Here is a 20,140-nt window from a genome sequence, read left to right as displayed (position 1 = left end):
CTCCGGTGGGCGAGTTGACGACTTGGCGAGTGGGTCAAGCAGGGCGAGAGACGGGACGTGACGGACGATGGACGAATACGACCTGCTGGTCGTGGGGTCGGCCAACGCCGACCTGGTGGTCGGTGTCGAGCGGCGGCCGGGGCCCGGTGAGACGGTGCTCGGTTCCGACCTCGCGGTGCACCCCGGCGGCAAGGGCGCCAACCAGGCGGTCGCCGCCGCCCGGCTGGGTGCCCGAACGGCCCTCCTCGCGCGCGTGGGTGACGACGCGCACGGGCGGCTGCTGCTCGACTCGCAGCGCACGGCGGGTGTCGACACCTCCGGGGTCCTCGTCGGCGGCGCGCCGACCGGGGTCGCGCTGATCACGGTCGACCCGTCAGGGGACAACAGCATCGTGGTGTCCCCGGGCGCCAACGCCCACCTCACACCCGATGACGTACGCGACGCGCGCGAGCTGCTGGCCGCAGCCCGGGTGGTCTCCACCCAGCTGGAGATCCCACTGGAGACGGTCGCCGAGGTGGTGCGGAATCTGGCGCCCGGTGCGCGGTTCGCGCTGAACCCTTCGCCGCCGGCACCGCTGCCGCCCGACGTGCTGGCGGCGTGCGATCCGCTGGTCGTGAACGAGCACGAGGCACGGGTCGTGCTCGGGGCGGAGGGTGGTGGCGCGTCGGGGGACCGGCCGGAGGCCTCTGACGCGCCGGAAGGCCAGGATGCGCCGGAGGACTGGGCGCGGGGGCTCTTGGCGCTCGGTCCTCGGTCGGTGGTGATCACGCTCGGCGCCCGGGGCGCGCTGGTGGCCGAGGCGCCGTCGGATGCGGGCGGCGACGTGGTGACGCGCCGGGTCGAGTCCCTGCCGGTCGCCGCCGTGGACACCACCGGGGCCGGAGACGCCTTCACAGCGGCTCTGGCGTGGCGTCTGGGCTCCGGTGAGGATCTGGCGTCTGCAGCCGCCTACGCGGCCCGTGTGGGCGCCGCGGCGGTCACCAGGAAGGGCGCGCAGGTGTCCTTCCCGACGGCGGACGAGGTCGCCGCCCTGTGAAGAAGGCCGGAATCCTGAACCGCGGGTTGTCGGGCGCGCTGGCCGAGCTGGGGCACGGCGACGAGGTCCTGGTGTGCGACGCCGGGATGCCGATTCCGCGCGGACCGGGCGTGGTCGACCTGGCGTTCCGGGCCGGGGTGCCGTCGTTCGCCGAGGTCCTCGACGGTCTGCTGGCCGAGCTGGTCGTCGAGGGCGCCACGGCGGCGCGTGAGGTGCGGGACGCCAATCCGGCGGCGGCAGCGCTGCTCGGGGACCGATTTCCGGGGCTGGAACTGGTGCCGCACGCCGAGGTGAAGGCCCGGTCGGCGGGGGCGCGGCTGGTGGTCCGCACCGGTGAGGCCCGGCCGTACGCGAATGTGCTGCTGCGCTGCGGGGTCTTCTTCTGACCGGTCCGGGCACCTTCGGGAGCGGTCCGGATACTCCTGGACATCTGGATATCTGGGCATCGACGAGGGGGTCCGGTCTGCCCGACCGGACCCCCTCGGATTCCCCTCCCCATCAGGAACTGCCGAGATCCCCCCGGATCCACCCCCTGGAAGTCCTGATGCCACGTAGGACCCGCGGCGGTGCCCGACGGTTGTACGCGCGCGGTGGTCCCTCTCGACATGCCGATGAACCGACCCGGTCGTAGCGTTTCCGGCATGACGGACGAGACGCCCCAGGACCGGAAGCCCCAGGAATCACCGGAGCCCGCACGGGAGCCCCTGGAACAGGACGTGATCGGGGAACTCGGCGACGACCGGCTCCAGGAGATCGCCGGGCTCCTGGGCACGGACGCGGCGGGCGCCCGGACCGTGGTCGGCACCACGGTGTCGGCACTCTCCGGCGGTCTGCGCGACGAGGCGGACTCCGATCCGGAGACGGTACGGCAGGCGTTCGCCGAGGCGGGTGAGCAGGAGCGGCGCGGCGGGGGCGGGGGCGGGGGCGAAAGCGGGGACCGGGCCGGTGAAGGCGAGCGCGCCGGCGCGCCGTTGCAGGGGGTCGCGGCCTTCGGTGGCGGGCTCGGCAATCTCGCGGCCGGTGGCCTGATGGGCAGCATCCTCGGCAAGGTGAGCAGGCCCGTCGCCAACGCGGTGGCGAAGAAGACGGGCATCCCGGCGCCGACTGTGTCACGGGTGATCGAACTCGTGATCCCGGTCGTGGTGGCGGTGCTCGGCAAGCGGGCGGCGGGCCGCAAGTAAGCCCTTCCCGCTGCGGTTCGTCATGGACCCTTCCTGCGTCGGCGGCCTGTCGACGGACTGTCAGCAGGCGTGTCGGAGGAAGCGGTCCACCGTCTCCGTCAGCACCTCCCGCCCGTCCCGGGCCCACAGCTCGTCGTTGAACAGCTCCACCTCGATCGGGCCCGTGTACCCGGCTGTCTCGACGCGGGTGCGCCACGCGCGCAGGTCGACCGCTCCGTCGCCGAGTTGGCCCCGGCCGTTGAGCACACCCTCCGGCAGCGGTGTGGTCCAGTCGGCGAGCTGGAAGGAGTGGATCCGGCCGTCGCGCCCGGCCCGCTCGATCTGCGCGGGCGCCCGGTCGTCCCACCAGATGTGGTACGTGTCCACGCAGACGCCGACCTGGTCCGCGGGGAAACGTTCCGCGAGGTCGAGGGCCTGTTCCAGTGTGGAGACCACACAGCGGTCGGACGCGAACATGGGGTGCAGGGGTTCGATCGCGAGCCGTACGCCGCGCTCCGCCGCGTAGGGCGCGAGGTCGGTGAGGGCGTCGGCGACGCGCTCCCGGGCGCCGTGCAGATCGCGGCTGCCGGCCGGCAGGCCGCCCGAGACGAGGACCAGCGTGTCGGTGCCGAGCGTGGCGGCCTCGTCCAGCGCGCGCTGGTTGTCGGCGATGGCGGCGGCCCGCTCGGCGGGGTCCTCTGCGGTGAAGAAGCCGCCCCGGCACAGGGTGGTGACGGTGAGCCCGGCGTCCCGTACGAGTGTGGCGGTGGCCTCGACGCCGTACGCGCGCGTGGGTTCGCGCCACAGCCCGACGCCCGGGACACCGGACTCGACGCAGGCGGCGACGAGTTCGGGCAGGGAGAGCTGTTTGACGGTCATCTGGTTGACGCTGAAACGCGACAGGGCCTGGGGGTGATCGGTCACTGGGCGACTCCGTACACGGTCAGCAGGGATGACATCCGGGCCTCGGCGAGCGCCGGGTCGGGGAACAGGCCGAGCCCGTCGGCGAGTTCATAGGCACGGGCGAGGTGCGGGAGGGAGCGGGCGGACTGGAGGCCGCCGACCATCGTGAAGTGGCTCTGATGGCCCGCGAGCCACGCCAGGAACACCACGCCGGTCTTGTAGTAACGCGTGGGCGCCCGGAAAAGGTGCCGGGACAGCTCCACAGTCGGGTCGAGGAGTTCCCGGAAGCCCTTCGTGTCGCCGGTGTCGAGGACCCGTACGGCGTCGGCGGCGAGCGGTCCCAGCGGGTCGAAGATGCCGAGCAAAGCGTGGCTGAAGCCGTGGTCGTCGCCCGCGATCAGCTCCGGGTAGTGGAAGTCGTCGCCGGTGTAGCAGCGCACTCCGTCGGGCAGCCGGCGGCGCAGCGTGATCTCGCGGCCCGCGTCGAGCAGCGACACCTTGATGCCGTCGACCTTGTCGGGGTGGGCCGCGATGACGTCGAGGAAGGTCTCCGTGGCGGCGTCCAGGTCCCGGGAGCCCCAGTAGCCCTCCAGCGCCGGGTCGAACATCGGGCCGAGCCAGTGCAGGATCACCGGTTCGGCCGCCTGGCGCAGGAGATGGCCGTAGACCGCGAGATAGTCCTCGGGGCCCCTGGCCGCCGCCGTGAGCGCGCGGGAGGCCATCAGGATGGTCTGCGCGCCCGACTCCTCGACGACGGCGAGCTGGGCCTCGTAGGCGGCCCTGACGTCCGCGAGCGTCGCGGGCCCGGTCAGCTGGTCGGTGCCGACACCGCAGGCGATCCGGCCGCCCACGGACCTGGCCTCGGCGGCCGAGCGGCGGATCAGCTCGGCCGCGCCCGCCCAGTCGAGGCCCATCCCGCGCTGGGCGGTGTCCATGGCCTCCGCGACCCCCAGACCGTGCGCCCACAGATGGCGCCGGAAGGCGAGGGTCGCGTCCCAGTCGACGGCGGCGGGCCCCTCGGGCGGCACGTCGGCGTACGGGTCGGCGACGACATGGGCGGCGGAGAAGACCGTACGGGAGACGAGGGGTGCGGCAAGTGTCCCGCGCGCGGGGGTGACGGCTGTCCCGCGCGCGGGGAGGTGGTCCACGCGCGGGGTGTACGTACGCAGCGCGCCGTTGGCGTCAGGGAGTCGGAGGGTCACAGCGCGATCTCCGGCACCTCGATACGGCGGCCCTGCGCGGCGGACTTCAGGCCGAGTTCGGCGAGTTGCACACCGCGCGCGCCGGCGGCGAGGTCCCAGTGGTACGGGGCGTCCGCGTAGACGTGCCTGAGGAACAGCTCCCACTGGGCCTTGAAGCCGTTGTCGAAGGTCTCGTTGTCGGGGACCTCCTGCCACTGGTCGCGGAACGCGTGCGTGGCGGGCAGGTCCGGATTCCATACGGGCTTCGGAGTGACGCCCCGGTGCTGGACGCGGCAGGTGCGCAGACCCGCAACGGCGGAGCCCTCGGTGCCGTCGACCTGGAACTCGACCAGCTCGTCGCGGTGGACCCGTACCGCCCAGGAGGAGTTGATCTGGGCGATGGCACCGCCTTCCAGCTCGAAGATGCCGTACGCGGCGTCGTCCGCGGTGGCCTGGTAGGGCTTGCCCCGCTCGTCCCAGCGCTCCGGGATGTGCGTCGCGGCCAGCGCCTGTACGGACCGGACGCGGCCGAACAGTTCGTGCATGACGTACTCCCAGTGCGGGAACATGTCGACGACGATGCCGCCACCGTCCTGCGAGCGGTAGTTCCAGGAGGGGCGCTGGGCCTCCTGCCAGTCGCCCTCGAAGACCCAGTAGCCGAACTCGCCGCGCACGGACAGGATCCGCCCGAAGAAGCCGCCGTCCACCAGCCGCTTCAGTTTCAGCAGGCCCGGCAGGAACAGCTTGTCCTGGACGACGCCGTGCCTGATGCCGGCGGCCCGCGCGAGCCGGGCAAGCTCCAGGGCTCCCGCGAGGTCGGTCGCCGTCGGCTTCTCCGTGTAGATGTGCTTGCCGGCCGCGATGGCCTTCTTGAGCGCCTCCACGCGCGCGGAGGTGACCTGCGCGTCGAAGTAGATGTCGACGGCCTTCTCGGATCGGTCCGCGAGAACGGCGTCCAGGTCGGTGGAGATGTTCTCCGGGTCCAGTCCGTGCTCCCGTGCCATCGCCTCCAGGGCGTACGCGCGGCGGCCGACCAGCACCGGTTCGGGCCACAGGATGGTGCCGTCGCCCAGGTCGAGGCCGCCCTGCTCGCGGATCGCGAGGAGCGAGCGGACCAGGTGCTGCCGATGCCCCATCCGACCGGTCACACCGTTCATGGCGATACGCACTGTCTTGCGTGTCACGACTCTTCCTCCGTACCCCGAGACTCCGTAGCAAGCGCTTTCTATCGCCTGAACGCTAGCCTGCGAAAGGACGACCGGACAAGGGCGCGGACGCTCGGGACAAGGAATGGCGCACTTTGGCGGGTGGTGGGCGGGGTGCGCTCGGGCCGTGGGTGGAGTGCGTTCAGGCCCTGGGTGGAGTGCGCTCGGGCTGTGAGTGGGGTGCGCTCGGGCCGCGTGCGGGGTGCGCTGTACGAGCATTCGGCTGCGGGATCGGTCCGGCGCGGGTGACACTCCGCCTGACCCTGGTGACACTCCGGTGAAGCCGGGGTGGGAGGTTGATGGTGCTCCAAGAGGATCGGAGCACCACGCCCACAAGATCGGACAGGACCGGAGGACGACGAGATGACCGTGACACTGGCGGACGTGGCGGCTCGGGCGCGGGTCTCCCCCGCGACCGTCTCCCGCGTGCTGAACGGCAACTACCCGGTTGCCGCCGCCACGCGCGAGCGCGTACTGCGGGCCGTCGACGAGCTGGACTACGTCCTGAACGGACCCGCCAGCGCGCTGGCCGCCGCCACGTCGGATCTCGTCGGCATCCTCGTCAACGACATAGCCGACCCCTTCTTCGGGATCATGGCCGGCGCCGTGCAGTCCGAGATCGTCGGGCCCGGTGGGCGCGCGGGCGGTGAACGGCTCGCCGTCGTGTGCAACACCGGCGGATCCCCCGAGCGCGAACTGACCTATCTGACGCTGCTGCAACGCCAGCGTGCCGCCGCCGTGGTGCTGACCGGCGGTGCGGTGGAGGACCCGGTCCACGTGGCGGCGATGACGGCGAAGCTGCGGCGGCTCGGCGACGCGGGCACGCGGGTGGTTCTGTGCGGGCGTCCGCCGGTGCCCGGTACCGACGCGGTGGCGCTCGCCTTCGACAACCGCGGGGGCGGCCAGCGCCTCACGGAGCATCTGTTGTCGCTCGGGCACCGCAGGATCGGGTACATCGCGGGTCCGGAGGAGCGGACGACGACGCGGGACCGGCTGGAGGGGCATCGGGCGGCGATGGCTGCGGCGGCCGAGGTGACCGGTTCGGCGGGTTCGGTCGGTTCGGCCGGGGCGGTCGGTTCGGCCGGGGCCGAGATCGCGCGTGCCGCGGAGTCCCTGGTCGTGCACGGGCCCTACGACCGGCAGTCCGGGTTCGACGCGACACTCGAACTGCTGCGGCGGGAGCCCGGGGTGACGGCCGTGGTCGCCGCGAACGACACGGTGGCGCTGGGCGCCTGCGCGGCGCTGCGGGATCGGGGGCTGCGTATTCCGGAGGACGTGTCGGTGGCGGGCTTCGACGATCTGCCGTTCAGCGTGGACGCGATGCCGGCGCTCACGACGGTGCGGCTGCCGCTGTTCGATGCCGGAGCCCGAGCGGGCCGGATCGCGATGTCCCGCGAGAACCCTCCGCCGGGCGGGATCGCCACGGTGCGGGGGGAGTTGATGGTGCGGGGGTCGACGGGCCGGCCGCGGAATTAGCCCTGGCCGACTCCCCTCCCCCGAGGCGGTCGGCGCCGGGCTCCGGAGGAAGTTATCCACAGGGCTTTCCCGGCGGCGACGCCCGGCGTACCTTTGACTCAGTCAAAGAAAACCAGCGGAGCCGCCGGAGCCGACCATGCCGAATCACCAGACCGCACGACCTGACCAGCCCGTGCATGAAATGCGGGCATTCAACCGCTTCTACACCAATCTCGTGGGTGCCTTGGACTACGGCCGCCACCTGCACACCCCGTACACACTCACCGAGTCGCGGGTGCTGTACGAGCTGGCGCATTCGCCGCGGACGGACGCCGCCGACCTGCGGTCCGAGCTGTCCCTGGACGCGGGGTATCTGAGCCGGATGCTGGGGAAGTTCGAGAAGGACGGGCTGGTGTCGCGCGCCCCCTCCCAGCAGGACGCGCGCCGCCAGCACATCACGCTGACCGCACATGGCCGGGAGACGGCGGATCTGCTCGACGAGCGGACGCGGGAGTCCGTGGGCTCGCTCCTCTCGACCATCCCGGCCGCCGACCGGCCCCGGCTCGCCGAGGCGATGCGCACCGTCCAGGAGGTCCTGTCGGCGGGCCGGCCCCCTCGCGGCGAGGACGTCCTGCTGCGCGAGCCGGGCCCGGGAGACCTGGGCTGGATCGTCCAGCGGAACGCCGCGCTGTACACCGCGGAGTACGGCTGGAACACGGACTACGAGGGGCTGGTCGCCCGTATCGTCGCGGACTTCGCCGAGGATCACGACCCGCATCTGGAGCGGGTGTGGATAGCCGAGCTGGACGGCCGCCCGGTGGGCTGCGTGATGTGTGTGCGGGACGAGGCGCCCGGCACCGCGAGGCTGCGGCTGCTTCTCGTCGAACCGGACGCGCGGGGCCTGGGCATAGGGGACCGGCTGGTCGGGGCGTGCATCGACTTCGCGCGGGGGGTGGGGTACCGGGAGATGGTCCTGTGGACGAACGACGTGCTGAAGTCGGCGCGTTCGATCTACCAGCGGCACGGCTTCGTCCTGGTCTCCGAGAAACCTCATCGATCCTTCGGCGCGGACCTCATAGGCCAGGACTGGCGGCTGCCGCTCCAGGGCGGACCGCGATAAGGCGGGCGTGGGGTGCGGCCGGGGTGAGGTGCGGGCGCGGTCGTCGTCACCCACGACCGCCGTATGCGCACTCCCCTCACCGGCACGCACAGGAGGTCGCAGTGGACTGAACGCCAAAGCTTCACCTTGGACACGAGGGCCCGCGGCGACGGGTGGTTGACCGGCGTCGGAGGGTGGATAGGGTCCGGCTCATGAAGTTGGCCTTCTCCACACTCGGGGTGCCCGGACTTCCGGTCCCGGAGGTTGTGGCACTCGCGACCAGGTACGGATACCACGGTGTCGAACTGCGCGCCCACCCGGAGGAACCCGTACACCTGGGGCTGCCCCTGGGTGAACGGGCCGATGTCGCCGCCGCGTTCAAGACGGACGGCATCGAGATCCTCGGCATCGCCGGGTATGTGAAGGTGGCGGCGCCCGGGGAGGACGGGCCGGTGCTGCACGAGCTGCGGAGCCTTCTGGAGCTGGCGCGCGACCTGGGCACCCGTTTCGTGCGGGTCTTCCCGGGCGGCGGGACCGAGCAGAGCGCCGAAGAGGCCGACGCGACGGCGGCCCGGCGCCTGGGCACGGCCGCCGAGTACGCGGCGGACCTCGGCGTACGGATCCTGCTGGAGACCCACGACTCGCACCGCACGGGCGCCGACGCCGGTCGGGTACTGGGCACGGTGGGGCACCATCAGGCCGGCGCCCTGTGGGACGTGATGCACACGTGGCTCGGCGGTGAGCAGCCCGCGCAGACGTATGCGGCGCTGGCCCCGTTCCTCGGGTATGTCCAGGTGAAAGACATCGCGTCGGCCGAGGACACGACGCCGTTGGCGCTGGGCGCGGGGGTGCTGCCGCTCACGGAGTGCGTGGACGTGCTCAGCCGGAATGGCTGGGACGGCTGGCTGTGCTGGGAGTACGAGAAGCGCTGGTACCCCGACGCGGCACCGCTCCCGGAGCTACTGGCCGCGGGCCGCGACCACCTGGCACGACTGCTGAACGACGCGGCGTAGGGGCCGGACGAGTGCCTTGTCCCGGGCCGCCGCGAGCACGGAGGCGTGCGGGTGGAAGCCCGGCTTGAACAAGCTGGACGATTTTGGTCCGGGTACTGAAGGGGCCTCCGGCCAGCTTGATACCGACGGTGTTGTTGACCACTTCGCCGTCCAGCCAGCGGCGGATGAGTCTCAGGTGCTCGGAGGAGGCGTCACCGTTGGTTACCGGTCGCGGAATCGGGCTCACCTCCATGTCGTCACCGTAGGGGTCGTCGCGAGCGGGTCGGTGTGGCCGACCGCGTCACCAGCCCCGCCACCGCCACCAACCTTCCCGCCCCCCGGGGCCAAAGAAGTGAGCGCTACGCCTGCCACCAGCAGTGCGGCGGCGCACCATCTCAGGGGGCTCACTGATTCGTTCAGGAACAGGGCTGCGGACGACATGCCGAAGACGGGGACCAGGAGGGAGAAGGGGGCGACGGTGGAGGCGGGGTGGGTGCGCAGGAGCCAGCCCCAGATGCCGAAGCCGATGACTGTGGTGATCCAGGCGACGTAGACGACGGTGCCTATGCCTGCCCAGTCGAGGCCGCGCAGTGCCGCGAGGTCCTTCGACGGGCCTTCGAAGAGGAGGGAGAGGAGGAGCAGGGGGAGTACGGGGACGGTGCTGACCCAGACCATGAAGTTGAGGGAGTCGGGCGGGGCGGCCTTGCGGGTGAGGACGTTGGAGACTCCCCAGCACGCGGCGGCGGCGATGACCAGGCCGAAGGCGAGCAGTGGACCCGAGGTGCCCTCGTCGACGGCGGCCACGGCGATGCCCGCGAGGGCGACGGTCATCCCGGCGATCCGGACGGGGCCGGGGCGTTCCCGGAGGGCGAAGGCGGCGAACAGGGCCGTGAAGACCGCCTGCACCTGGAGGACCAGGGAGGAGAGCCCCGCGGGCATGCCGTGGTCCATGCCGATGAACAGCAGGCCGAACTTGGCGACGCCCAGCACGAGTCCGACGCCGACGATCCACTTCCACGCGACCTTGGGCCGCCCGACGAAGAAGACGGCCGGCAGCGCGGCCACGAGGAACCGCAGGGCCGAGAAGAGGAGCGGCGGGAAGTGGGCGAGGCCGATGTCGATGACGACGAAGTTGACGCCCCAGATGGCGGCGACGAGTACGGCGAGGCAGAGGTGCAGGGGGCGCATGGACCGAGCATCGCCTCCCCTGACCATGTAGCACCAGCGATGTTTACTGCATGATTGGATGAAGCATCGCTAATCACTCACCATCCGGCGAGGTCACCGACCCGCCACCGAAGGAGCCCCCGTGCTCGACCTGCAACGGCTCCGTGCTCTCCATGCCGTCTCCGTGCACGGCACCGTCGGTGCCGCCGCGCTCGCGCTCGGGTACACCCCCTCCGCCGTCTCCCAGCAGATCGCCAAGCTGGAGCGGGAGACCAGGACGGTCCTGCTCGAACGGCACGGGCGCGGCGTGCGGCTCACCGATGAGGCGCGGCGGCTCTCGGCGACGGCTCAGGAGCTGCTGTCGATCGTGGAGCGCGCGGAGACCGAGTTGGAGGAGCGGCGGGGGCGGCCGACGGGGCGGCTGACGGTCGCGGCGTTCGCGTCGGCGGCGCGCGGGCTGCTGCCGGGGGTGCTCGCCGATCTGGCCGCGCGCCATCCGACGCTGGACGCGCGGCTGTCGGAGGTGGATCCGCACCGTTCGATCGGGCTGGTCGAGAAGGGGGCCGTGGATCTGGCGGTGGCGCACGACTGGGACATCGCGCCGCTGCCCGCGCCGCCGGGTGTCGAGCAGGCCGTGATCGGTGACGACCTGTGCGATCTGCTGGTGCCGGAGGGGCATCCGCTGGCGGGGCGTACGTCGGTACGGCGGGCGGAGCTGAAGGAGGAGCGGTGGATCTGCCAGCCGCCGGGGCGGGTGTGCCACGACTGGCTGGTACGGACGTTGCGGGCGGCGGGGTGCGAGCCGGACATCGCGCATCACGCGGAGGAGAACCCGACGCTGGTGGCGCTGGTCGCGGCGGGGCTCGGCGTCGCGCTGATCCCGCGGCTCGGGCGGGGCCCGTTGCCGGAGGGGGTGGTGGCGGTGCGCCTCGACCCGTTGCCGGTACGGAGGCTGTACGCGCTGTGGCGTACGGGGGCGTCGCGGCGCCCCGCCATCGCCGAGACGGTCCGCACCCTCCAGGCCCACTGGCCCGGGGTCGCCGACATCTGACGATCACGGAGATCTGACAGCCCCCATGCCCTCGCCAGTACTTGACTGGCAGTTATTTTCCGGATATCCGTGAGGCTCGGAAGTTTCCTTCAATGCGCAGAGGAAGCACGGGTGTTGTCCGGCCCCACCGGTCAGCCCCGGCGCTTGTCACTCCCCTCGGGACCCCTTCGGTACCTCTTCCAAAGGAGCGCAAGTGCACGAACCCCAGATCGGCACCGGCACCGGCACCGAGACCGACCCCCGCACCGACCTCCGCACCGGCACCTCCAGACGCACCCTCCTCGCCGCCACCGCAGCGGCAGCCGCAGCCGCAGCCGCAGCCGTCACAGCCACCACAGGCGGCACCGCCCACGCAGCCCCCGGCGCCCCCGCCGCCCCCGACCACTCCTCCACCTCCCGCCTCCGCAAGCTCATCTCCCGTATGAGCATCGAGGAGAAGATCGGCCAGCTCTTCGTGATGCGGGTGTACGGGCACTCGGCGACCGACCCCGACCAGGCCGACATCGACGCCAACCTCAAAGAGATCGGGGTGCGCACGGCCGCCGAGCTGATCTCCACGTACCACGTCGGCGGCATCATCTACTTCGCCTGGGCGCACAACACCCGCGACCCGCATCAGATCGCCGCCCTGTCCAACGGCATCCAGCGCGCCGGGCTCGCCCAGCGGACGCCGGTCCCGTTGCTGATCTCCACCGACCAGGAGCACGGCATCGTCTGCCGCGTCGGCTATCCGGCGACGCTCTTCCCGGGCGCGATGGCGATCGGAGCGGGCGGTTCCACGCGGGACGCCCGGTCGCTGGGCCGGATCGCCGGCGCCGAGCTGGGCGCCCTCGGCATCCGGCAGAACTACTCGCCGGACGCCGACGTCAACGTCAACCCGGCCAACCCTGTCATCGGTGTCCGTTCCTTCGGCTCGGACCCGGCCGCCGTGGCCCGTATGGTGGCCGCCGAGGTCAAGGGCTATCAGAGCGCCGGAGTCGCCGCGACCGCCAAGCACTTCCCGGGGCACGGGGACACGAGCGTCGACAGCCACACCGGCATCCCGGTGATCACGCACACGCGCGACGAGTGGGAGCGGCTGGACGCGCCGCCGTTCAAGGCGGCCATCGCGGCGGGCATCGACTCGATCATGACCGCGCACATCCAGTTCCCCGCGCTCGACCCGACGAACGACCCCGCGACCCTCTCCCATCCGATCCTCACCGGCATCCTGCGCGAACAGCTCGGCTTCCGGGGCGTCATCGTCACGGACTCGCTCGGTATGCAGGGCGTGCGTGACAAGTACGGCGACGACCGGGTGCCCGTGCTCGCGCTGAAGGCGGGCGTCGACCAGCTCCTGAACCCGCCGAGCCTGGAGGTCGCGTGGAAGGGCGTGCAGGCGGCCGTACAGAGCGGCGAGATCACCGAACAGAGACTCGACGAATCCATTCTGCGGATTCTGGCGCTGAAGGAGCGACGCGGGCTGTTCAGTGACCCGTACGTCACCGACCGGGGCGTCGACCGCACCGTCGGAACCCGCGCGCATCTCGCGGAGGCCGACCGTATCGCCGAGGCCACCACGACCCTGCTCGTCAACGAGCGGCGGCTGCTTCCGCTGTCCCGGCGCACCCACAAGAACGTCCTGGTGGTGGGCGCCGACCCGGCGTCCCCTTCCGGTACGACAGGTCCGCCGACGACCGTCCTGGCCAAGGCCCTGACAGAGCTGGGTTTCGCGGCCACGGCCCTGTCCACGGGGACCGCCCCTTCGCGGGCGCTGATCGACGCGGCGGTGGCGGCGGCGCAGGGCAAGGACGCCGTGGTCGTGGGCACGTACAACATGACGGCGACGAACAGTCAGCGGACGCTCGTGGACGCGCTCATGGCGACCGGCGTGCCCGTGGTGGCGGTGGCGATCCGCAATCCGTACGACGCGGCGCGGCTGCCGGGGGTCGGGGCGGTGCTCGCCGCGTACTCGTGGACGGATGTCGAACTGCGGGCCGCCGTACGCGTGATCGCGGGCCGCGCCCGGCCGCGCGGCAAACTCCCGGTACCGGTCCCGACGGCGGCCGACCCGACCAAGGAGCTGTATCCGGTCGGGTACGGGCTCTCGTACTGAGACGTATTCACGTACCCACGTACGGAGCGGGGCCCCGGTCGGACGCGTCACGCGCCTGCGACCGGGGCCCCGCCCCTATCTGTATCTGTACGAACCGCCGGCTACGGGCGCAGCGTCCGATCGTGCTTCGTGTTGGCGCGGTCCAGCTTCGCGTCGTAGGACGCGAGCGGCTTCGCCTCGGAGACCGCCGCCGGGGCGACGCCCGCCCACGCGAGGATCCGCTCGGTCGCCTTGGCCTTCTCGTCGGCGACGAGACCGGCGACGTTCGCACCGTGGTTGGCGCCGGGTGCGGTGAAGACGTAGGAGTCCTTGGCGCCCTTGCCGAGGCGGAAGCGTTCGGCGCCCCACGGGTCGTTCTGGCCGTAGACGTACAGCATCCGGGTGGCGTTGTGCTTCACCCAGGTGTCGACGTCGCGCATGGCGAACGGCTGGAACTTCATCGGGATGGAGCGGGGCACGAAGTTCCGCGGCGGCTGGTAGCCGTACTTGGTCAGGCCCTTGAGGTGCGGGAGCTTGATGCTGGGGGCGCCCATCTGGGTGCCGGCCTGGTAGTAGTACGGCGTGTACGGGTCGAGGCCCTGGTCGGTGTAGAAGGACCAGCCGGAGATGGCGTCCACGTAGGCGTACAGGTCCGCGTCGGACACCGTCTTCGCGTCCGGGACGTCCGCGCAGTCGGCTTCGAGGTGGTACTGCCAGAAGCCCCACACCAGGTCGAGCACGACGGCCTCGTACGCCTTGTCGAGGCTGCCGACGGTGGTGAAGGTGGCGCCGCTCGCCTCGGAGTCGGCGGCGTACATCTTCTGCAGCGGCGCGCGGCGGACGAGCGCTTCGCGCTGGACGGCGTTGAGCCGGTCGCGGCACTCCTTGGTACCGACCGTCTCGAAGAACCGGTCGTAGGCCGAGTCCTCGTTGTTCACGACGTCGTTGGGCGCGACGTACGCGACGATGCCGTCCATGTCACGCGGGTAGAAACGCTCGTAGTACGTGGCGGTCATGCCGCCCTTCGAGCCGCCGGTGGCCAGCCAGTTCTTGTCGTAGACCGGCTTGAGCGCCTGGAAGATGCGGTGCTGGTCGCTGGCGGCCTGCCAGATGTCCAGCTTGGACCAGTCGGCGGGCGCGGGCCGCGACGGCGTGAAGTAGCGGTACTCCAGGGAGACCTGGTTGCCGTCCACGATGCGGGTCGGCTCGCTGCGGCCGGGGTTCGTGGAGACGTTGTAGCCGCTGGTGTAGAAGACGGTGGGCCGGTTGGTGTCCTTGTGCAGCACGGTGAGGCGCTGCTTGAAGGTGCCCTTGGACGGGTGCCGGTGATCGACCGGCTGGACGTAGTCGAGGACGAAGTAGCGGTATCCGCTGTAGGGCTTCTCCTCGATGAGGCTCATGCCCGGTACGGACAGCAACCGGTCCTTGATGTCGGTTGCGGCTGCCTCCGGCCCGGCCGCGGCGGTGGCCGCGCCTGCCGCACTCACGGTGCCTATGAGCACTACGAGCGAGAGCAGCCATCTGAGCGCCTTGCGCATGCACCCTCCCCTGGGTTCGCTGATGCCTGCGCGAACCTACTGGAGCAACTCGCCGTTCACTAGTGCCCCTTGGGTACCGGACGCCGCTCTTCTCAGCAGAGGATCCATCCGGAGCTGACGGATTTCGACGCGATGGCGCCCCTGACCCAGACGCAGCGGCTGCCCGCGTGCACCTTCACCGGGCCCGCGTGCTGCGTGTACTGGCCCTTGTCGCGGGCCGGCCGGCTGCCGCGCGCCTGCACGCTGACGGACATGGTGCGACGGTTTCCGACCTTGGCTGCGACGGTCACGGCGCACACGTAACCGGACTTCTTGAAGACCTGGACCTCGCCGGTGGAGAAGGGCAGGGTGCGGACCTTGCGGCCGGCGCAGAGCGCGGCGGTGCCGGAGGAGGCGGCGTCGGTGGAGGCGGCGTCAGTGGAGGCGGCAGAGGCGACGCCGGGTCCCGCGAGGGAGAGCACCACGGACGCGAGGGCCGCGGCGACGGCCGACGTCCAGGAGACGCGGAGCCGTTGACGACTGGACTGTGTCCCGCGCCGTCCGCCGAGCCGGCGTATCGCGCCCGCGCTCTCCCCTACGTCCTCGCCCACAGCCGTCCCCTCCGGTCACAGGTGCCTCAGTCGCCCCGATCGTCCCAGGTATCCCGGTAGCCCCAGGTGCCCCGGTCGCCCCATCGGCTCCGTCAGCGTACTGATGTACGGACGCCGTACGGGTGCCGGAAGGTTGCACGGCGGGCGGCGCGCGCCCCCGGGGCGGCGACATCCCGCCACGGCCACCTCATGCCCTTACCGTGTGGTTTGCCCGGGTCTTTGCCGGATCGGGGCGAACTCTTGAGGGGCACCCGTCGTCCCTCACGACAGAAAGCGAAAGGCGGGTCGACGATGACTCAGAACACCTTCAGGCGGCACCTGTCGCACCCTCTCACCGGCCGGGTCCTCCTGACGGCGGCCCTGCTCACGGCCGTCGCGGCCGTCCCTTCGGCGGCTGTGACGGCCGCCCCGACCTCCACCGAGCCGACGGCCGCGACGGCCGCCGCCGCCCCGGCCTCGACCCGGGCCGCCCACACCGGCACCCCCGCCTCCGCGGCGGACCGCGTCGCCGACTTCTACGGCGCCTACATCGACGTCGTCGCGGACTCGGGCCGCAGCCGTACCGCGTCCGACCTGCGGACCTTCTACCTCACCTCGCCGCTGCGCGCACGCCTGGCCACCTGGGAGAACCGCAACCACGCCGACGGGGTGCTGCGCGCGCAGGACGTGCCGAGCGCCTGGCGGGTGACCCCGGGCGACAGCGGCGCGGGGCACACCTGGTCCACGGTCCGGCTGACCTGGGGCAGCGCGAAGCACCCGACGTACACCTATCTGACCGTGCAGTCCGACCTCGCGACGAAGAAGATCTCCGACATCAAGGAGAGGTGACCGCCTCCCCCGCCTCCCCCGGATGGAAGTTGACGTCGCGTCAGGGAGCCCCGGCGCCCACGGTCTCCCCCTGCTCCTCCCCAGGCTCCTCTGCCTCCACCGTCTCCCCCACGAACGTCCGCCACAGCGCCGCGTAATGACCGTCCCGCGCGAGGAGTTCGTCGTGGGTGCCGTCCTCGGCGACCGTGCCGTGGTCCATGACCACGACGCGGTCGGCGCGGGCGGCGGTGGTGAGGCGGTGGGCGACGACGAGGGTGGTACGGCGGCCCGCGAGCCGGTCGGTGGCCCGGTTGACCTGCGCCTCGGACGCGAGGTCGAGCGCGGCGGTCGCCTCGTCGAGGAGCAGGATGTCCGGGTCGACGAGTTCGGCGCGGGCCAGCGCGATGAGCTGCCGCTGCCCGGCGGAGAGGTTGCGCCCCCGCTCGGCGACCTCGTGGAGGTAGCCGCCGTCCAGGGTCGCGATCATCTCGTGCGCGCCGACCGCGCGGGCCGCGGCCTCCACTTCGGCGTCGGTGGCGTCGGGCCGCCCGTAGGCGACGGCGTCCCGGACGGTGCCCGCGAAGAGGTACGCCTCCTGCGGGACGACGCCGAGGCGGCGCCGGTACGCGGTGAGGTCGAGCGCGCGCAGATCGGTGCCGTCGACGGTGACCCGGCCGCCGGTCGGGTCGTAGAACCGCGCGACCAGCTTGACCAGTGTCGACTTCCCCGCCCCTGTCTCGCCGACGAACGCGACGGTCTGCCCCGCCGGTATCCGCAGCGCGACGTCGCTGACGGCGGCCTCGGTCCGGTCGGTCGACGCGTACGCGAACCGGACGTCCTCGAAGGCGATCTCCCCGCGCAGCGACAGCACGTCCATCGGCTCGTCGGGCGCCTTGGTCGACGTCGACTCGCGCAGGAGTTCCTGGATGCGGCCGAGCGACACGGTGGCCTGCTGGTAGCCGTCGAAGACCTGCGACAACTGCTGGACGGGCGCGAAGAACAGGTCGATGTAGAGGAGGTACGCGACGAGCGCGCCGGTCGTCAGCGTCGCCGCCTCGATCCGGCCCGCGCCGACCATCAGCACGGCAGCCGCCGCGACCGATGACAGGAGCTGTACGAACGGGAAGTACACGGAGATCAGCCACTGGCCGCGGATACGGGCCGACCGGTAGTCGGCGCTGCGTCCCGTGAACCGCTCCCGGCCCGACGCCTCGCGCCGGAACGCCTGCACGATCCGCAGCCCGGTGACGGTCTCCTGGAGGTCGGCGTTGACGACGGAGACCCGCTCACGGGCGAGTTCGTACGCCTTCACGCTCTGCTTGCGGAAGAAGTACGTGCCGATGATCAGCGGCGGCAGGGTCGCGAAGACGACGAGGGCGAGCTGGATGTCGATGACGACGAGGACGCCCATGATGCCGAAGAAGGTGACGACGGAGACGAAGGCGGTGACGAGTCCGGTCTGGAGGAAGGTCGCCAGCGCGTCGACGTCCGTCGTCATGCGGGTCATGATGCGGCCGGTCAGCTCGCGCTCGTAGTAGTCGAGTCCGAGCCGCTGGAGCTGCGCGAAGATCTTCAGACGCAGGGAGTAGAGGACGCGTTCGCCGGTGCGGCCGGTCATCCGGGTCTCGCCGATCTGGGCGGCCCACTGGACGATCACGGAGATCAGGGCGAGCGCGGACGCGGCCCAGACGGCGCCGAGGGCGAGTTGGGTGACGCCGGAGTCGATGCCGTGTCGGATGAGGACCGGGAGCAGGAGTCCGACGCCCGCGTCGACGGCGACGAGGGCCAGGGAGAGTCCGAGGGCGCCGCCGAATCCGCGCAGCAGCCTGCGCAGCCCGTACGACTCCTCGGCGGCGACGGCGCGTGCCTCGTCGACGTGGGGGCGGTCGGCGGCCGGGGGCAGCGCGTCGACCTGGGCGAGGAGTTCGGGGGTCGCGGGCATGCCGGCGAGCGCGGTGTCCTTCGGCGCGCGGTCGCCGGTCCACAGGCGGGGGGTGATGCCGTTCTCGGCGTCGAACTCGGCGTCCAGTTCGGCGCGGACGGATGCCGCGTCGGGCCCGTCCTCGGCGGTCGGGGCAGGGATGGCGGTGTGTCCGGGTGAGACGCCGCCGAGTTCGTCGGGGTCGGTGAGGAGTTCGCGGTAGAGGGCGGAGCGTTCGGTCAGCTCCTCGTGGGTGCCGAGGTCGGAGAGCCGGCCGCCGTCGAGGACGGCGATGCGGTCGGCGAGGGCGAGGGTGGACCTGCGGTGCGCGATGAGAAGAGTGGTCCGCCCCGCCATGACGTGTCGCAGCGCCTCATGGATTTCATGCTCCACGCGCGCGTCGACCGCCGATGTGGCGTCGTCCAGGACGAGCAGGCGGGGGTCGGCGAGGATGGCGCGGGCGAGGGCGACGCGCTGGCGCTGGCCGCCGGAGAGGGTGAGCCCCTGCTCGCCGACCTTGGTGTCGTACCCGGCGGGCAGTTCGGCGATGAACCGGTCGGCCTGCGCGGCCCGCGCGGCGGTCTCGATCTCGTCCTGCGTGGCGCCCGGCCTTCCATAGGCGATATTGGCGCCGACGGTGTCGGAGAACAGGAAGGAATCCTCGGGTACGAGGCCGATGGCGGCGCGCAGCGAGTCGAGGGTCAGTTCGCGGACGTCGTGGCCGCCGACGAGGACGGCGCCGTGCGTGACGTCGTAGAAGCGGGGCAGCAGCAGCGAGACGGTGGACTTGCCGGAGCCGGACGAGCCGACGACGGCCAGGGTCTCACCGGGGCGTATCTCGAAGCTGAGGCCGTCGAGGACGGGGCGCCCGTTCTCGTACGCGAAGGAGACGCCGTCGAACTCGACGGTGGCCGGGGCGTCGGCGGGGAGTTCCTTGGTGCCGTCCTGCATGGACGGCTCGGTGTCGATCAGCTCCAGGACGCGTTCGACACCGGCGCGGGCCTGCTGGCCGACGGTGAGGACCATGGCGAGCATCCGGACCGGGCCGATGAGCTGGGCGAGGTAGGTGGAGAAGGCGACGAACGTACCGAGCGTGATCTGTCCGCGTACGGCGAGCCAGCCGCCGGCGGCGAGCATCGCGACCTGACCGAGCGCGGGTACGGCCTGGAGCGCGGGGGTGTACTTGGAGTTGAGCCGGATGGTACGGAGCCGGCCCGCGTAGAGCTTGCGGCCGACCTCGCGCAGCTTGCCGGTCTCCTGGTCCTCCTGCCCGAACCCCTTGACGACCCGGACCCCCGACACGGCGCCGTCCACGACGCCCGCGACGGCCGCCGCCTGCGCCTGCGCGTACCAGGTGGCGGGGTGCAGACGGGAGCGGCTGCGGCGGGCGATGTACCAGAGCGCGGGGGCGACGGCGAGCGCGACGAGGGTGAGCGGCGGCGACAGCCAGGCCATGATGCCGAGCGAGATGACGAACAGCAGCACATTGCCGACGGTCATCGGCAGCATGAAGAGAAGGCCCTGGATGAGCTGGAGGTCGCTGGTGGCGCGGCCGACGACCTGGCCGGTGGACAGCTCGTCCTGGCGGCGGCCGTCGAGGCGGGTGATCGTGCCGTACATGTCGGTACGGAGGTCGTGCTGGACGTCGAGGGCGAGACGGCCGCCGTAGTAGCGGCGGATGTAGGTGAGGACGTACACGACGAGGGCGGCGGCGACCAGGACGCCGGCCCAGACCGTCATGGAGCGGCTGTGCGCGCCGATCACGTCGTCGATGATGACCTTGGTGATGAGCGGGACGAGGGCCATGACGGCCATGCCGGCGAGGGAGGCGCCGAGGGAGAGGATGACGTCTTTGGGGTAGCGCCAGGCGTAGGCGGTGAGGCGGCGGACCCAGCCGGGGGTGGGGGTGGGGGTTTCTATGCCACCTGGACCGTTCTCCGCTGCCACCCTCTGCCTCCCGA

Annotated in this window: 16 protein-coding genes; 9 read left to right on the top strand and 7 right to left on the bottom strand. The window is 71.6% G+C overall.

Going from position 1 to position 20,140, the window contains the following annotated elements; genetic code table 11:
* Positions 1-67 precede the first annotated feature (67 nt).
* The 3 genes from ACIQNU_RS01470 to ACIQNU_RS01460 all read left to right on the top strand — a co-directional run bounded on the left by ACIQNU_RS01470 (position 68) and on the right by ACIQNU_RS01460 (position 2,217).
* Positions 68-1,036: a ribokinase gene (locus tag ACIQNU_RS01470; protein WP_401359572.1), complete on the top strand. Its 969-nt coding sequence runs from the start codon at positions 68-70 to the stop codon at positions 1,034-1,036.
* Complete coding sequence (gene rbsD / locus ACIQNU_RS01465) at positions 1,033-1,422, top strand: D-ribose pyranase (protein WP_401359570.1); 390 nt, start codon at positions 1,033-1,035, stop codon at positions 1,420-1,422. Before ACIQNU_RS01470 ends, rbsD begins: the two co-directional genes overlap by 4 nt.
* Before the next feature lie 255 nt (positions 1,423-1,677).
* On the top strand, positions 1,678-2,217 hold the full coding sequence (locus tag ACIQNU_RS01460; protein ID WP_401359568.1) for a DUF937 domain-containing protein: 540 nt from the start codon (positions 1,678-1,680) through the stop codon (positions 2,215-2,217).
* Positions 2,218-2,277: 60 nt separating this feature from the next.
* Here the strand turns inward: ACIQNU_RS01460 and ACIQNU_RS01455 are convergent, their stop codons facing one another.
* Genes ACIQNU_RS01455 through ACIQNU_RS01445 form a run of 3 tightly spaced genes read right to left on the bottom strand, consistent with a single transcriptional unit; the run spans position 2,278 to position 5,464 of the window.
* Entirely contained in the window at positions 2,278-3,075 is a 798-nt protein-coding gene (locus ACIQNU_RS01455; protein ID WP_401362356.1) for a sugar phosphate isomerase/epimerase family protein, read from the bottom strand.
* 41 nt (positions 3,076-3,116) lie between these two features.
* Positions 3,117-4,301, bottom strand: a complete 1,185-nt coding sequence (locus tag ACIQNU_RS01450; protein ID WP_401359565.1) for a dihydrodipicolinate synthase family protein — start codon at positions 4,299-4,301, stop codon at positions 3,117-3,119.
* Complete coding sequence (locus tag ACIQNU_RS01445; protein WP_401359563.1) at positions 4,298-5,464, bottom strand: Gfo/Idh/MocA family protein; 1,167 nt, start codon at positions 5,462-5,464, stop codon at positions 4,298-4,300. Before ACIQNU_RS01445 ends, ACIQNU_RS01450 begins: the two co-directional genes overlap by 4 nt.
* Positions 5,465-5,848: 384 nt before the next feature.
* Between ACIQNU_RS01445 and ACIQNU_RS01440 the strand changes: the two genes are divergently transcribed.
* The 3 genes from ACIQNU_RS01440 to ACIQNU_RS01430 all read left to right on the top strand — a co-directional run bounded on the left by ACIQNU_RS01440 (position 5,849) and on the right by ACIQNU_RS01430 (position 9,052).
* Complete coding sequence (locus ACIQNU_RS01440; RefSeq protein ID WP_401359561.1) at positions 5,849-6,961, top strand: LacI family DNA-binding transcriptional regulator; 1,113 nt, start codon at positions 5,849-5,851, stop codon at positions 6,959-6,961.
* A 136-nt stretch (positions 6,962-7,097) separates the two neighbouring features.
* Positions 7,098-8,060, top strand: a complete 963-nt coding sequence (locus ACIQNU_RS01435) for a GNAT family N-acetyltransferase (RefSeq protein WP_401359559.1) — start codon at positions 7,098-7,100, stop codon at positions 8,058-8,060.
* A gap of 191 nt (positions 8,061-8,251) precedes the next feature.
* On the top strand, positions 8,252-9,052 hold the full coding sequence (locus ACIQNU_RS01430) for a sugar phosphate isomerase/epimerase family protein (protein WP_401359557.1): 801 nt from the start codon (positions 8,252-8,254) through the stop codon (positions 9,050-9,052).
* A gap of 222 nt (positions 9,053-9,274) precedes the next feature.
* On the opposite strand, the gene ACIQNU_RS01425 is transcribed toward ACIQNU_RS01430, so the two are convergent.
* Positions 9,275-10,219 carry an EamA family transporter gene (locus ACIQNU_RS01425; protein ID WP_401359554.1) on the bottom strand — a complete coding sequence of 315 codons (945 nt, stop codon included), beginning with the start codon at positions 10,217-10,219 and terminating at the stop codon, positions 9,275-9,277.
* A 121-nt stretch (positions 10,220-10,340) separates the two neighbouring features.
* Between ACIQNU_RS01425 and ACIQNU_RS01420 the strand changes: the two genes are divergently transcribed.
* Positions 10,341-11,249 (top strand): LysR family transcriptional regulator, encoded by a 909-nt coding sequence (locus ACIQNU_RS01420; RefSeq protein ID WP_401359552.1) that lies wholly within the window; start codon positions 10,341-10,343, stop codon positions 11,247-11,249.
* Between the two features lie 208 nt (positions 11,250-11,457).
* Positions 11,458-13,344, top strand: coding sequence for a glycoside hydrolase family 3 protein (locus ACIQNU_RS01415; protein ID WP_401362354.1), 1,887 nt, complete (start codon positions 11,458-11,460; stop codon positions 13,342-13,344).
* Positions 13,345-13,445: 101 nt separating this feature from the next.
* On the opposite strand, the gene ACIQNU_RS01410 is transcribed toward ACIQNU_RS01415, so the two are convergent.
* Together ACIQNU_RS01410 and ACIQNU_RS01405 are read right to left on the bottom strand one after the other, a co-directional pair.
* Positions 13,446-14,861, bottom strand: a complete 1,416-nt coding sequence (locus ACIQNU_RS01410) for a S28 family serine protease (protein WP_401359549.1) — start codon at positions 14,859-14,861, stop codon at positions 13,446-13,448.
* Positions 14,862-14,953: 92 nt separating this feature from the next.
* Complete coding sequence (locus ACIQNU_RS01405) at positions 14,954-15,325, bottom strand: hypothetical protein (protein WP_401362351.1); 372 nt, start codon at positions 15,323-15,325, stop codon at positions 14,954-14,956.
* Positions 15,326-15,742: 417 nt separating this feature from the next.
* Between ACIQNU_RS01405 and ACIQNU_RS01400 the strand changes: the two genes are divergently transcribed.
* Complete coding sequence (locus tag ACIQNU_RS01400) at positions 15,743-16,279, top strand: hypothetical protein (protein ID WP_401359547.1); 537 nt, start codon at positions 15,743-15,745, stop codon at positions 16,277-16,279.
* A 40-nt stretch (positions 16,280-16,319) separates the two neighbouring features.
* Here the strand turns inward: ACIQNU_RS01400 and ACIQNU_RS01395 are convergent, their stop codons facing one another.
* On the bottom strand, positions 16,320-20,126 hold the full coding sequence (locus ACIQNU_RS01395; RefSeq protein ID WP_401359544.1) for an ABC transporter ATP-binding protein: 3,807 nt from the start codon (positions 20,124-20,126) through the stop codon (positions 16,320-16,322).
* Positions 20,127-20,140 lie beyond the last annotated feature (14 nt).

This window comes from Streptomyces sp. NPDC091292 (assembly GCF_044757265.1).
Classification (GTDB): Bacteria; Actinomycetota; Actinomycetes; order Streptomycetales; family Streptomycetaceae; genus Streptomyces.
Note: the sequence above shows the minus strand (reverse complement) of the source record. Positions and strands in the feature narration are given on the sequence as shown.